Raw genomic sequence first — 13,697 nt, 5'->3', positions numbered from 1 at the left:
TATTGCATCCTTTCATTGAGTTAACCCGAGTAACCTCAAGTGACAACAGACTGCGCTTGAAAACGATCGTCACGATTGAGAAACTGTGTCGACCTATCCGAATATAGCCAAACCAATGACTCCACAACAATTACTCAAATCCCTTTTTGGTTATGATGAGTTCCGTCATCAGCAAGAGTCCATCATCAACACTCTTATATCAGGAAACGATGTACTGACCTTAATGCCTACTGGAGGCGGTAAATCGATCTGTTATCAGATCCCTGCCATTTTGCGGCAAGGGGTTGGGATTGTTGTGTCACCACTCATTGCTTTGATGCAAGACCAAGTCGATGCCCTTCATCAGATAGGTGTAAAAGCCGCATATTTAAACTCAACTTTAACGCCCTATGATCAGCAGATTGTCGAACAACAGCTAAGATCTGGCGATATCGATATTTTGTATGTAGCTCCAGAACGACTGATGCTGGAGCGAACGCTTAGTCTGCTAGAGCAGTGCCATTTATCATTATTTGCCATTGATGAAGCACACTGCGTTAGCCAATGGGGACACGACTTTCGTCCTGAATACCAAAAGCTAGATGTCCTAAAGCAGCGCTTTCCTTCTGTTCCACGAATAGCACTTACCGCGACTGCGGATAGTCGGACACAGCAAGAAATTATCGAACAGCTGGCCTTGGAGAACGCCGAGGTCTTTGTTCACAGTTTCGATAGACCAAACATTCAATACCACGTCTCAGACCTTAGTAATGCCAAGCAAGAACTCTGGTCATTTATCCAAGCTCATCATCCAGAAGATGCAGGTATTATCTATTGCCTGTCCCGAAAAAAGGTGGAAGAAACAGCTCAATGGCTCAATGAGTTAGGTAAAGTTGCCCTCCCTTATCATGCGGGTATGTCTGCGGATCAGCGAGCGTTGAATCAACAAAGGTTCTTACGAGAAGATGGCATCATCATAGTTGCCACGATTGCGTTTGGTATGGGGATTGATAAGCCTAATGTACGTTTTGTTGGACACTTAAGTCTGCCGAAGAGTATCGAAGCCTATTATCAAGAAACAGGACGTGCCGGACGTGATGGACAGCCAGCCAATGCCTGGATGGCATTTGGCATGCAAGATATGGTATTACAACGCCAAATGGTGCAAAACTCCGACGCTTCGGAGCAATTCAAATTTACTTCCATTCAAAAACTCAATGCACTGCTAGGCTACTGCGACCTTGCCACTTGTCGCCGCCAAGCACTCTTGGCTTATTTTGGAGAATCACTGGAACAGCCGTGCGGTAACTGTGATAACTGCCTTACACCACCCGAGACTTGGGATGGACTCAAAGCGACTCAAAAAGCACTTTCTACCGTGTTTCGTACCGATCAACGCTTTGGTGCTAGCTATTTAATTAATATTCTACTTGGCAAGTCAGACCAAAGAATTGAACAGAACCAGCACCATAACGTCTCTACGTTCGGTATCGGCACCGAACTAAATGCGAAGCAGTGGCAAGGCGTGTTTCGTCAGTTGCTTGCCATGAACCTGCTGGAAGTACACGGCGATCATGGCAGTCTCCGCTTGACCGAACATTGTCGACCATACTTGAAAGGTGAAGCCCCCATCCAATTACGAAAGCTTCGTAGTTCTAGTTCAAAAGCTCGCTCTAGTACTAAAGGTCGCCGTACTGGACTTTCAACAGGAGACATCAAACAGTTTGATGTATTAAAACAGGTGCGCTCATCCTTAGCGACAGAGCAACAAGTTCCGGCCTATATCATTTGTAGCGACGCGACACTAGAAGCGCTATCGATTGAGAGACCTCAACAACTTGACGAGCTGCATCAAATCTCAGGTTTTGGCGAGACTAAAATCAGTAAATATGGTCAGCGCTTTATTGATGCTATCGAACCCAAAACAGAGCAAGAAATCATCTTAAATGAGACTGAGCTTGAGTCACTGACACGACTTCAACAAGGATTAACGCCTGACCAGATTGCGACTGAGCGGAATATAAAACTAGCAACGGTATTGGCTCATTTAGCCAAAGCGATAGAAATCAATGCCTGCCAACTCGAACAGGTCGTCGATATTAGTGAGGCAGAGTTTGATACCATCACAACAGCGGCAATTAGCTTAAATACATTACAAGATTTCAAACTCAAGCCGCTCTATGAGCACTTCGATCAGAACTACGACTATGCGGTTTTGAAGTGTGTAGTAGCAAAAATCTCATCAAACGCAAAAAATTCTGTGAAATAAAAATGAAAAATCAGTTTTCAAGTTTGCTATTCGCTTTACCACTTTAGTCTAATGTTCCAATAGGAGTGGTGAATATATGATCAAACTGTTTCTACATCACTATGTAGCCAACGATCCTTAAGATTTTTGTATTGGGAGACTCAGCCCTCCCGAGTTTACTATTACTATCTTTCACACCGAGACTATGTTCTCGGTGTTTTTTTATCTGTCATTTTTCCACCCGACGTTCAAAACCCTTTATCGCAAGATAAAAAAAACCGCGCTCTAAAGCGCGGCACCTTGGGCTCGGTTTAATTGTGGGTGTATTTTTTATAGTTGATTGTTTAGTGTTGGGTTGCTTTTAGCTTCAAGCGCATCGCATGAAGAACAGGCTCCGTGTAACCATTAGGTTGTGCACAGCCTTCAAATACAAGCTGGCATGCGGCTGAAAACGCAATGCTACTTTCAAAATCAGGCGCCATATTTTTGTAGTTAGGGTCACCTGCATTTTGCTCATCAACAACCGCAGCCATGCGCTTCATGGTTTTCATAACCTGCGCCTCATTACAAATGCCGTGACGTAGCCAGTTGGCGATATGTTGGCTAGAGATACGTAGTGTCGCTCTGTCTTCCATCAGGCCAATATCGTTGATATCCGGTACCTTAGAACAGCCAACACCTTGGTCAACCCAGCGTACAACATAACCTAAGATACCTTGCGTATTGTTATCTAGCTCGCTTTGGATATCTTTCGCCGTCAACTTTTGATTGCCTAGCAACGGAATCGTCAAGATGTCGTCCACATTCGCTCGAACTCGCTCGCGTAATTCTTTTTGGCGGCTAGGCACACTCACTTTATGGTAGTGCAGCGCATGGAGTGTTGCCGCTGTTGGTGATGGAACCCAAGCGGTATTAGCACCAGCTTGAGGGTGACTAATTTTAGCTTCCATCATCTTGGCCATATTATCAGGCTCAGGCCACATCCCTTTACCGATCTGTGCTTTACCTTGCAATCCACAGGCAAGACCAAGGTCAACGTTTTGATCTTCGTATGCACCAATCCAAGTCATACTCTTCAGCTGTGCTTTAGGAGCGAAGGGGCCAGCTTCCATACTGGTATGAATTTCATCACCAGTTCGGTCTAAGAACCCAGTGTTAATAAACACCACACGATCTTTCGCAGCGCGGATACACTCTTTCAAGTTAACCGACGTACGGCGCTCTTCATCCATAATGCCAACTTTGATGGTGTATCTCTCTAAACCGAGGGCATCTTCAATACGACCAAACAGTTCATTGGTAAATGCTACTTCTTCAGGGCCGTGCATCTTAGGCTTAACGATATTAATGCTGTTAGCGGTTGAGTTTTGATACTGGCTGTTGCCTTTCAAGTCATGCATTGCAATTAACGATGTAATCATGCCATCCATGATACCTTCAGGCACTTCATTACCTTGCGCATCAATAATAGCCGGGTTCGTCATTAAGTGGCCCACATTTCGTATAAACAACATACTGCGGCCTTTGAGCGAAATTTCTCCGCCTGACACGCTAGTATAGTGACGGTCGGGATTGAGACTACGAACAATGGTTTTACCATTTTTCTCAAGCGATTCTTGTAGATCGCCTTTCATCAGCCCTAACCAGTTTCGATAGGCAAGCGCTTTGTCTTCACCATCCACTGCAGCTACTGAATCTTCGCAATCCATAATCGTAGTCAGTGCCGCTTCCACCAGCACGTCCTTGATACCCGCGGCATCAACACTTCCAATAGGAGCTGTCGGATCGATTTGAATCTCAATATGCAGATTATTATGCTTCAACAAGATGCAAGATGGTGCGCTTGCATCCCCTTGGTATCCAATGAACTGATCACTGTCGATCAACGTAACTTCCTCACCGTTTTCCAACGTTGCGGTTAACGTATTGCCGATACTGACGTTGCTGATACTGTATTTAGTCACGTCTTTATGAGAGACACCATTTAGCGGTGCTGCTTCATCAAGAAACTCTCGGGCATAAGCCACCACTTTTGCTCCACGAACCGGATTAAAGCTTCCACCTTTCTCTGCACCATCATTTTCACTGATGACGTCTGTTCCATAAAGCGCGTCGTAAAGACTTCCCCAACGAGCATTAGCAGCATTCAAGGCAAAGCGAGCATTCATAATAGGAACAACCAACTGAGGACCTGCTTGCGTTGCAATCTCAGGTTCAACACTGGCAGTGGTGACTTGGAAGTCATCGCCTTCTGGTACTAGATAACCAATCTCTTGTAGGAACTGTTTGTATTCTGTTGCATCTATTGCATGCCCAGCCCGCTCTTGGTGCCAAGCGTCAATCTGATGCTGTAGATCATCACGCTTAATTAACAGCGCGCGGTTTTTAGGCGCTAAGTCTTTAAGAATGGACTCAAAAGATTGCCAAAAGTCGTTAGCATTAATGCCAGTGCCAGGCATCACCTGTTCATTAACGAATTGGTAGAGGGTGCTATCAATGTTCAAGCTTCCCTGTTGAATACGATTGCTCATAAAATCTCTCTCGAATTAATCGATGACTATTCAATAAATTTACGTAACAGACGAAAATTTAGCTAATTTATGCCATTTATAGTGAACATTCACATAATAAATACCCAATTTCACTACTCTGTTACACCACTTTCTAACTCGTTTGCCACACTCTTAATCAAGCGTCTCATCCATTGGTGATCCGGATTACTTTGCAAAAGTGGGCTCCATGCCATCTTCACTTCAAAAGGCTCAATCGCAAATGGTGCTGGCTTTATCAGAAGCTTAGGATTATGACGCTGAAGCTGCGCCGCTTTGGTTGGAATGGTAAGGATCAAGTTTTTCTGCTGGGCAAATAGGATGGCCGACAAATAGTGTCGAGTGAACACCGTAATGTTGCGGGTCTTACCAATACGCATCAGCGCTTCATCAATCCAACCAAGCTTTTGTGCTTCACTTGGATTAATCCCAACCCCAGTCCCCATCCCGGTTTTACTTACCCAAATGTGTTGCGCTTTCAAATACGACAATAAGTCAAAATTATCTGCAATCGGGTTATCGCAACTGAATAAGCATGAGAACCCGTCATGCCATAAGCTCATTTGGTGGAATGACTGAGGAATATCATCAAAGCGGTTGATGATGATATCCACCGTTCCTTGCTCTACATCTTGGTAGCTAACATCACTAGGCGTCATGATATCTAGACGGATTTTCGGCGCTATTTCACTTAGCCGCTTAAGCAAAGGTTGAATAATGGTGGATTCCGCATAGTCACTAGCCATTATGCGAAACACCCGCTCACTGTCATCGGCATGGAATTCAGTGGTCGGCTGTAGTGTCTTTTCAACGTTTGCCAAGATATTACGAATCACTGGTTGCAGCTTTTGCGCACGCTCTGTCGGTATCATTCCCTCGCTCGTTCTAACCAACAACGGATCTTCAAACAGATCACGTAATCGGCGTAAACCATTACTCATTGCGGGTTGGGTAATACCCAACTGATTTGCTGCTCTGGTGACATTTCTTTCCCGTAGCAACATGTCTAAATACACAAGTAAATTAAGGTCTATACGAGCAATATTCATATAAAAAATACCGAATATAATAACTATAAATTAACAAAATTATCACACATGCGGCTACGATTTGTCCATAACAACAAATTAAACGGGTCGTCCAATCTAAAACATGAAGCCCTTGGAGAAAGACGACTAAGCCATTTGGCCAATAATATCCAACGTGAAACTAAGGAATAGTTATGTCGCAAATCACTCAAGATATCGAAATGATAGAAGTTGCAAAACGCGCTGCTGGTGCTCCATGGGATGCTATTAACCCAGAATCTGCTGCTCGCATGCGTGCTCAAAACAAATTCAAAACGGGTCTAGATATCGCGCAATACACTGCAGATATTATGCGTGCTGATATGGCGGCCTACGATGAAGACAGTTCTAAGTACACTCAATCATTGGGTTGCTGGCATGGTTTCATCGGTCAACAAAAACTGATTTCTATTAAAAAGCACTTCGGTGGCAAAACCGACCGTCGCTACCTATACCTTTCTGGTTGGATGGTTGCAGCACTTCGTTCAGAGTTTGGTCCACTGCCTGACCAATCAATGCATGAGAAAACATCGGTTGCTGGTTTAGTAGAAGAGCTTTACACCTTCCTACGCCAAGCCGATGCTCGTGAACTGGGTGGTTTATTCCGTGCTCTTGATGCTGCTCGTGAAGCAGGTGATTTGGATCTACAAGATTCTATTCAAGACCAAATCGATAATCACGTAACGCACGTTGTGCCTATCATCGCGGATATTGATGCAGGCTTTGGTAACGCAGAAGCAACTTACCTAATGGCAAAACAGATGATCGAAGCTGGTGCTTGTTGTCTTCAAATCGAAAACCAAGTAGCGGATGAGAAACAATGTGGTCACCAAGACGGTAAAGTAACGGTACCTCACGCTGATTTCCATGCCAAACTTCGTGCACTACGTTACGCTTTCCTTGAGCTAGGTATCGATAACGGTGTTATCGTTGCACGTACTGACTCACAAGGTGCTGGCCTAACAAAAGAAATCGCAGTAGTTAAAGAGCCAGGCGACCAAGGCGACATCTACAACTCTTACCTAGACGTGGAAGAGATCGATGTAGCAGATATGAAGCAAGGCGACGTTTGTTTCAACCGTGAAGGTAAGCTGGTACGTCCTAAGCGTCTACCTTCAGGTCTATATCAATTCCGTCAAGGCACTGGTGAAGACCGTTGCGTATTTGACTGTATCGAGGCGATTAATGCTGGTGCCGACCTACTGTGGATTGAAACTGAGAAACCACATATTGGTCAAATCAAAGAGATGATGGACGGCGTACGTGAAGTTCACCCGAACGCTAAGCTAGTTTATAACAACTCACCATCATTCAACTGGACACTTAACTTCCGTCAGCAAGCTTATGATGCAATGGTTGAAGCAGGTGAAGATGTATCAGCATACGAGCGCGCTAACCTAATGAGCGCTGAGTACGACGAAACTGAACTGTCTAAGCGTGCTGATGAAAAGATTCGCACTTTCCAAGCGGATGCCTCTCGTGAAGCGGGGATCTTCCACCACCTAATCACGCTACCAACATACCACACTGCTGCATTGTCAACTGACAACCTAGCGAAAGAGTACTTCGGTGAGCAAGGCATGTTGGGCTACGTAGCAAATGTTCAACGTAAAGAAATCCGTCAAGGTATTGCCTGTGTGAAACACCAAAACATGTCTGGCTCAGACATGGGTGATGACCACAAAGAATACTTTGCAGGTGAAAATGCGTTGAAAGCAGCCGGTGAACTTAATACTTCTCACCAGTTCGACTAATTAAGGTGGCGATTTGCTCTCTACACACTTATGAGAGTAAATTGATAACACACCTAGAGAGTGAGAATTGCGCCCCAAGACGCAGTCTCACTCTCCACTTCTGTTAGACTAAATTCATTCATGTTTATTGAGAATGCCTATGACTACAGTTCCTTCCTATCTCCAAGATGCTAAAGAGTTACTATCACAAGATGGCTTTGCAACCAGTGATGTTTGGTACCACGGCACCTCATCGGCGCTACTGAGCTCAATCCAAGGACAAGGGCTTAAACGCTCCGGCGACAAAGCTCTTAACCAAGCCGCGAAAAAGACAATGGCAACGATAGGAAACAATTACACCGAATCTGTCGAGCCTGTTTTTCTGACTCAAAGCAAAGAATTGGCTTATTATTGGGCGCAGCAAACCGTTCGAGACCGCAGCGTTCGTTTTGAAGGTGAAGAAGAACCTATCGTCCTTGCGGTGAATTTATCAGAAAAACAACGTGCCAAAGTAAAGCCCGATGTGGGGGCGATGAGCCTACTAATGATGAGCGTAGGTGAGCGGTTTATGGCGCACTTAGCGCAGATTTATCAAAGCAACAATATTGAAGGTCCCGATATTGACCTGCGAACCGCTGATAGAATGGATTACTTAAATAAGCTCGGCATGGCCTATATCGATCAAGACGTCAGCCTTGCTTGTGTTAGCGTTGTTTCTGAAGCATAACGTCTGCTAGTTTTCCCCCAAGATTTCGAAACCGAGATATCAAATCTCGGTTTCTTTCATTTAACGAACATAGATTTCGCCTTACATTCGCTTGTGGCCTGATGTATTAAGCCCATCACCTTCATGAATCACATTGCCATTGATGGTTATCGAGTCTGGACAGGTCAACGTTTTGCCCCATTTAAGCTCTACGGGCTCTTCGGTACTGCCTTTATAAAGGCAGGTTTTTACTTTTGTGCTGACCACATTCCTAACCAATACTTCCGCTTCACCAACATACTCACCATGTCGCGGCGTTTGCTCGTTAGCAAATGAGAATGATGAAAGTGAAAGAAGGACCGAAGCCAATATGATTTGAGTAAGTTTGCTCATGGTAATTCCCCTTGACGTTAATCGTTAGCGAATAGCCGAATACTCCTTTACTCTGCTCATGTCGAATACTATAAGGTGTTTTTTTGACCAATAAAAAACACGTACCATCAGGCAAACTGATACATTTTCATAAGCCGTTGTTTCTTTGCATTGAGAACAACGAACTATCATCACATCTCATATGTAGTCAAAGATTAAAAGAGAATTGCATATAGGAGAGACAACTTAAACCGTTCAGTGAATTTTAAACTTCACGATCAACTCACAATCATTTGTCGTTTGCATGTTAGCTATATGATTTGCAACCTTTGGATTCGGATGACGTTTAAGAAATTCGACCAATGCAGACTTACAACACCCCAACGAAGAGATAAAACGATCACAACTAGTGCGCGGGCATTGGGGTAACAAGGTCATCACTTCTTCTGAAGCTAGTTGTAAGTACTTCAATTCATACTCACTGTCTCCTTGTGCACGCCAAAAGTCAGCAAGGTTATGGCAGGACATTACTTTAACCGCCAGCAGATCTTCCAACTCTTCAAGGTCTGATGTATCAAATTTCATCTGCTGTGATTCAGACAACGCGATTTGGTAGTGGGCGACCGCTGCCATCAACTCCCCTTGTTTCTCCGCTTCGTCGGCTAACAGTGTATGTCTTTCCCATTTTTTCATATCCATCGGTCTAACCTTCAACTCTCCTTACCAAGAAATTAGATGATATTGATTATCATTTAAATATCAACCGTAACTTTGTTATGGATTAGTCATCACACAGACCACTATTGAAATTTCTGTTGCATTCTTCATTCGATAACGATTATCATTTGATATGTTATAACATAACAATTAGGGGTATTATGAAACCGAATATTCATCCAAATTATCGTCAGGTTATTTTTCACGATACGAGCGTAGACAAGTACTTTATCGTTGGCTCAACGCTGGAAACAGACCGAACTATCGAGTGGAAGGATGGTAAAACCTATCCGTATATGACTATTGAAGTGTCATCGGAATCACATCCTTATTACACAGGAAAACAAAGAGTTATTCATAAAGAAGGACGAGTAGCTAATTTCAATCGCCGCTTCGGCCATGTCGCCACCAACAAGTAAGGAACACAAATGAAGGTACTTAGCTCACTCAAAAGTGCTAAACAGCGCCACCATGATTGCCAAGTCGTTAAGCGCCGCGGTCGTATTTATGTAATATGCAAATCCAACCCAAGATTTAAAGCGGTTCAAGGAAAAGTGAAGAAGAAAGCCTGACTGCAAGTTATCGGTAATAAAAAAGGGCAATGAATGATGACTTCACTGCCCTTTTTTGTATATTTGCTCGTTCTTTTACATTGAAGAAAGTCCCGCTTTCATAAGGCTAAAGAGTGTTTTTGTAAACGACACCATCCTTCATGATGATTTTTTGTCTATCGCAATTCATGACACAATCCACACCATTCAGCGGGTTACCATCGATAATCAATAGATCCGCGTAAGCTCCTTCAACGATCTGACCCAGTTTCCCTTGCGGGTATGGGTGCTGGTACGTTGACATCTCAAACAAGCGCCCACAGTTTGAAGTTGCCATACGCAGCGCAGTTATCGTATCGAAGGTTTGCTCGATAGCCGCCAACTCATTAAGTTGAGTCGCGTGCACATCTTTCTCACCCACACAATCAGTACCGAATGCCAAGTTTTGGATGTCATATTTCTTAATAAGCTCAGCGGAGTAAAACATAGCTTTACCAACTCGCTCAGTTTTGCGATAAGTTTCTTCATTTGGCAGCGGTATTTTTCGCTCTGCAATTAAGGACGACGTGAAGTATGACGGGATAACCCAAATCCCCTTTTCTTTGATAGTTTGTGCGATATCGTCATCCATGATTGTAGCATGTTCAAAAGACATGACTCCCGCTTCAGCAGCTCGGCGCATCGCATCTGCGGTATGAATATGCGCCGCTACGTAGGTTCCATAATCAGAGGCCGCCTCAACAGCCGCTTTCATTTCATCCAACGTGTACTGCAATGTATCTAGTGGATCGAATGTTGAGGAAGCACCACCACCGGCCATAATCTTGATTTGAGAGGCGCCCATAAACAACTGCTCGCGTACTGCTTTTAATACTTCAGCACGACCATCCGCGACTTTCATCGCTCCCAGTTTCATCATCGGTGAATCTTCGTGGTCACCTTTGCGCTCTTGAGCTCGGTTTTGGCGGTAGTCAGAATGACCACTCGTTTGAGAAATAGCCGCCATAGACGGCAAAATGCGAGGTCCTAATGCGTAACCATTATCGATACTGGTTTTGAGTCCAAGCGTATTACCAGCCACGTCACGAATGGTGGTGAACCCACGCATTAGCATCTCTTCGGAAATCTTGGCCGAACGAATCGCCACTTCCTCACGTGTCATGGTATCAATAACATTAAACGGTGCAGAGAGAGTAATATGTACATGGGCATCAATCAGACCAGGCATAACTGTGCCACCCTTCGCATCAATAACTTCATCAGCAACTGAAAGGTCAATATCACCAATCTCTACTATCAAATTGTCTTCAATGAGAATCGATACATTCTCTATCAGCTTGTCATCGACACCGTTAAATACATTTGTATTGATAATCACTTTTTTCATGATGGCTTCCTCTAGAACACTATTAAGTTGATGGAGGCATCATAGACAAAGCAAAGGATAGTGAATTGCCATTTGGCGACATAATTGCTGATTATTTAGGCAGACTAAATATCCCTAAAGGGTTTCACCCTTGATAATACTGCCACACAATTTACTTCTTAAATTACCGATAGGCTATATAGTCAAAGCTGTACTGATTTACTCTAAAATAGTGCACCGTATACTCAAACACGATACCACTTTCTAGCTCACCAACAGAATCGACGCGAATAACCGGATCGGCCATATCCATATTGAGTTCGTCAGCGGTTTTTTTATTCAATATTTCGGGCTTGATCGATTGACGAGAAAGTTTGATTTTTAGTCCTTTCGTCTTTTCTATGTAGTCGTATTTGGAGCTGCGCATGGCTTTAATACTAAGATCGGGAAATAGAGAAACGGGTAAATACGTGTGTTCTAGCACTTCAGGCTCATCATCTATCATTCGTAAACGGCGGATTGAATACACCTCTTCTCCAATTGAAACTTTAAGCTTATCTGCCACTAGCTCATTGCATTCAATAAGTTCAAACGTAATTATCTTCGAGCTTGGCGTCTTGCCTTGTGCCGAAACCTCTTCTACGAAGCCGCTCAACTGCAGAGCATTATGTTGCGCCTTAGGTGCTTTAACATAAGTACCGCTGCCCCTTTGGCGAAACAATAAATCTTTATCCACCAGTAGTTGCATTGCTTTACGAATAGTCACTCGGCTTACATCAAACTCTTTTTGCAGCTCGCCTTCAGTTGGCAAGATAGAGCCTGCTGACAGTTCACCATTACTGATCTTTTCAATCAAAGTATCAGCTATCTGCAAGTATCTAGGTTTACTCATCTCATCTCCTTAATCTCCATGCATGATAAAAGTAAACTGTGATCGACGATACATTTAAAATACTTTTAGGCTCGATTATTGTGAAGGATATTATAATTCACACTCAAAGTATCTTATATGTATTGCCCAAAATAATACTTTTAAGATACTTTTATGTCATCAAGTTAAACATCAGGACATTTCAATGAACAAGCAAAACCTAACCGTTGTTGGCGCAGGCAGTACCTACACGCTGGGTATGATGAACAGCCTAATTGCAGAAAAAGATACCTTTCCTTTAAAGCGTGTTGTTTTTTATGACATTGATGCTGAGCGCCAAGAATCAAATGCCAAAGCGACAGAGATTCTATTTAAAGAGCATTATCCGGAAGTTGAAGAATTCATTTACACAACAGATAAAAGTGTCGCATTCTCAAACTCAGACTTCTTCTTTATTCAGATTCGTACTGGCGGCTTAGAAGGGCGCGAACGAGATGAGCAAATTCCGCTCACTCACGGCTGTGTCGGTCAAGAGACATGTGGTGCTGGCGGTATGGCTTACGGCCTTCGTTCTATTGGTGACATGATTGAGTTGGTTAACGATATCCGCTCGTACTCAAAAGAAGCATGGATCCTTAATTACACCAATCCAGCAGCGATTGTTGCAGAAGCACTTAACCGTGAATTCCCAGATGATAAGCGCATCCTGAATATTTGCGATATGCCAGCCGCTATCATGGTGAGCTACGCAAACCTATTGGGTTGTGAGTTCTGGGATCTAGTACCTGAGTACTTTGGCCTAAACCACTATGGTTGGTTTACCAAGATCAAAAATAAACAAGGCCAAGATCTGACGGATGAAATCAAGAACATTATCCTACACCAAGGAATTAGTGCCGTTGATCCTGAAATTGCTGATGATCCGTCATGGCAAGCCACATTCCAAAATATGAAAACGATGCTTGAGGATAACCCAGAGTATCTGCCAAATACCTATCTCCAGTACTACTTGTATCCAGAAAAAATGGTCGCAAAAGAGCAGATCAACAACACTCGAGCACGCCAAGTGATCAACGGTCGTGAAAAGAGAGTGTTTGAGTTAAACCAACGCATTATTGATGCTGGGACAACCGCTAATGAGACCTTACACGCTGACATTCATGGGCGCTATATGGTTCGAGTAGCAGCATCCCTAGCATACAACATGGGCGACACTTATTTGGTCATCGTGCCAAACAATGGTGCGATTTCAAATCTTCAGGATGATGCCATGGTTGAGGTGCCTTGTGCCCTAACTAATGACGGCCCTAAAGCGTTTGCAGTTGGAACCATTCCAACATTCCAGAAGGCCATGATTGAAAGTCAGTTAGGATACGAAAAATTAGTCGTAGATGCATGGTATGAAGGTAATAGACAGAAGTTAATCAATGCATTAACCCTCAACCGTACCGTTATTAATGTCCCTAAAGCTAAAGCTATCGTTAACGATCTTCTAGAAGAAAATAAAAACTATTTGCCACAATTTTCCCAATAACTTG

Annotated in this window: 12 protein-coding genes; 6 read left to right on the top strand and 6 right to left on the bottom strand. The window is 43.5% G+C overall.

Features of this window, described 5'->3' with window-relative positions; genetic code table 11:
* Window positions 1–115: 115 nt before the first annotated feature.
* Window positions 116–2,248, top strand: a complete 2,133-nt coding sequence (recQ, locus tag L2W36_RS03425) for a DNA helicase RecQ (RefSeq protein ID WP_236109333.1) — start codon at window positions 116–118, stop codon at window positions 2,246–2,248.
* 323 nt (window positions 2,249–2,571) lie between these two features.
* Here recQ and L2W36_RS03420 read toward each other — a convergent pair whose 3' ends face one another.
* Both L2W36_RS03420 and L2W36_RS03415 read right to left on the bottom strand, forming a co-directional pair.
* Entirely contained in the window at window positions 2,572–4,758 is a 2,187-nt protein-coding gene (locus tag L2W36_RS03420) for a malate synthase G (protein WP_236109332.1), read from the bottom strand.
* Window positions 4,759–4,871: 113 nt separating this feature from the next.
* Window positions 4,872–5,825 (bottom strand): LysR family transcriptional regulator, encoded by a 954-nt coding sequence (locus tag L2W36_RS03415; RefSeq protein WP_038222008.1) that lies wholly within the window; start codon window positions 5,823–5,825, stop codon window positions 4,872–4,874.
* Between the two features lie 173 nt (window positions 5,826–5,998).
* On the opposite strand from L2W36_RS03415, the gene L2W36_RS03410 reads away from it, so the two are divergent.
* Together L2W36_RS03410 and L2W36_RS03405 are read left to right on the top strand one after the other, a co-directional pair.
* Window positions 5,999–7,597, top strand: a complete 1,599-nt coding sequence (locus L2W36_RS03410) for an isocitrate lyase (protein ID WP_236109331.1) — start codon at window positions 5,999–6,001, stop codon at window positions 7,595–7,597.
* A gap of 139 nt (window positions 7,598–7,736) precedes the next feature.
* Complete coding sequence (locus L2W36_RS03405; protein WP_181359005.1) at window positions 7,737–8,303, top strand: hypothetical protein; 567 nt, start codon at window positions 7,737–7,739, stop codon at window positions 8,301–8,303.
* 81 nt (window positions 8,304–8,384) lie between these two features.
* Here the strand turns inward: L2W36_RS03405 and L2W36_RS03400 are convergent, their stop codons facing one another.
* Both L2W36_RS03400 and L2W36_RS03395 read right to left on the bottom strand, forming a co-directional pair.
* On the bottom strand, window positions 8,385–8,675 hold the full coding sequence (locus L2W36_RS03400) for a hypothetical protein (protein WP_006070351.1): 291 nt from the start codon (window positions 8,673–8,675) through the stop codon (window positions 8,385–8,387).
* A 234-nt stretch (window positions 8,676–8,909) separates the two neighbouring features.
* On the bottom strand, window positions 8,910–9,353 hold the full coding sequence (locus L2W36_RS03395) for a DUF2753 family protein (RefSeq protein WP_124941471.1): 444 nt from the start codon (window positions 9,351–9,353) through the stop codon (window positions 8,910–8,912).
* Between the two features lie 179 nt (window positions 9,354–9,532).
* On the opposite strand from L2W36_RS03395, the gene L2W36_RS03390 reads away from it, so the two are divergent.
* Window positions 9,533–9,790: a type B 50S ribosomal protein L31 gene (locus L2W36_RS03390; protein ID WP_006070349.1), complete on the top strand. Its 258-nt coding sequence runs from the start codon at window positions 9,533–9,535 to the stop codon at window positions 9,788–9,790.
* 9 nt (window positions 9,791–9,799) lie between these two features.
* The gene (gene ykgO, locus L2W36_RS03385) at window positions 9,800–9,943 is read left to right on the top strand and encodes a type B 50S ribosomal protein L36 (protein ID WP_006070348.1); all 144 of its coding nucleotides are present in this window, start codon (window positions 9,800–9,802) and stop codon (window positions 9,941–9,943) included.
* A gap of 106 nt (window positions 9,944–10,049) precedes the next feature.
* Here ykgO and L2W36_RS03380 read toward each other — a convergent pair whose 3' ends face one another.
* Both L2W36_RS03380 and L2W36_RS03375 read right to left on the bottom strand, forming a co-directional pair.
* Window positions 10,050–11,309 carry a metal-dependent hydrolase family protein gene (locus L2W36_RS03380; RefSeq protein WP_236109330.1) on the bottom strand — a complete coding sequence of 420 codons (1,260 nt, stop codon included), beginning with the start codon at window positions 11,307–11,309 and terminating at the stop codon, window positions 10,050–10,052.
* A gap of 163 nt (window positions 11,310–11,472) precedes the next feature.
* On the bottom strand, window positions 11,473–12,180 hold the full coding sequence (locus tag L2W36_RS03375) for a GntR family transcriptional regulator (protein ID WP_236109329.1): 708 nt from the start codon (window positions 12,178–12,180) through the stop codon (window positions 11,473–11,475).
* Window positions 12,181–12,364: 184 nt separating this feature from the next.
* Between L2W36_RS03375 and L2W36_RS03370 the strand changes: the two genes are divergently transcribed.
* Entirely contained in the window at window positions 12,365–13,693 is a 1,329-nt protein-coding gene (locus L2W36_RS03370; RefSeq protein ID WP_038227418.1) for a 6-phospho-alpha-glucosidase, read from the top strand.
* The last annotated feature ends 4 nt before the right edge of the window (window positions 13,694–13,697 follow it).

The sequence above is a fragment of the Vibrio sp. McD22-P3 genome, from assembly GCF_021568915.1.
Classification (GTDB): domain Bacteria; phylum Pseudomonadota; class Gammaproteobacteria; order Enterobacterales; family Vibrionaceae; genus Vibrio; species Vibrio mediterranei.
The sequence above is the reverse complement of the archived record's forward strand: the minus strand, read 5'-3'. Positions and strand labels throughout refer to the sequence as shown.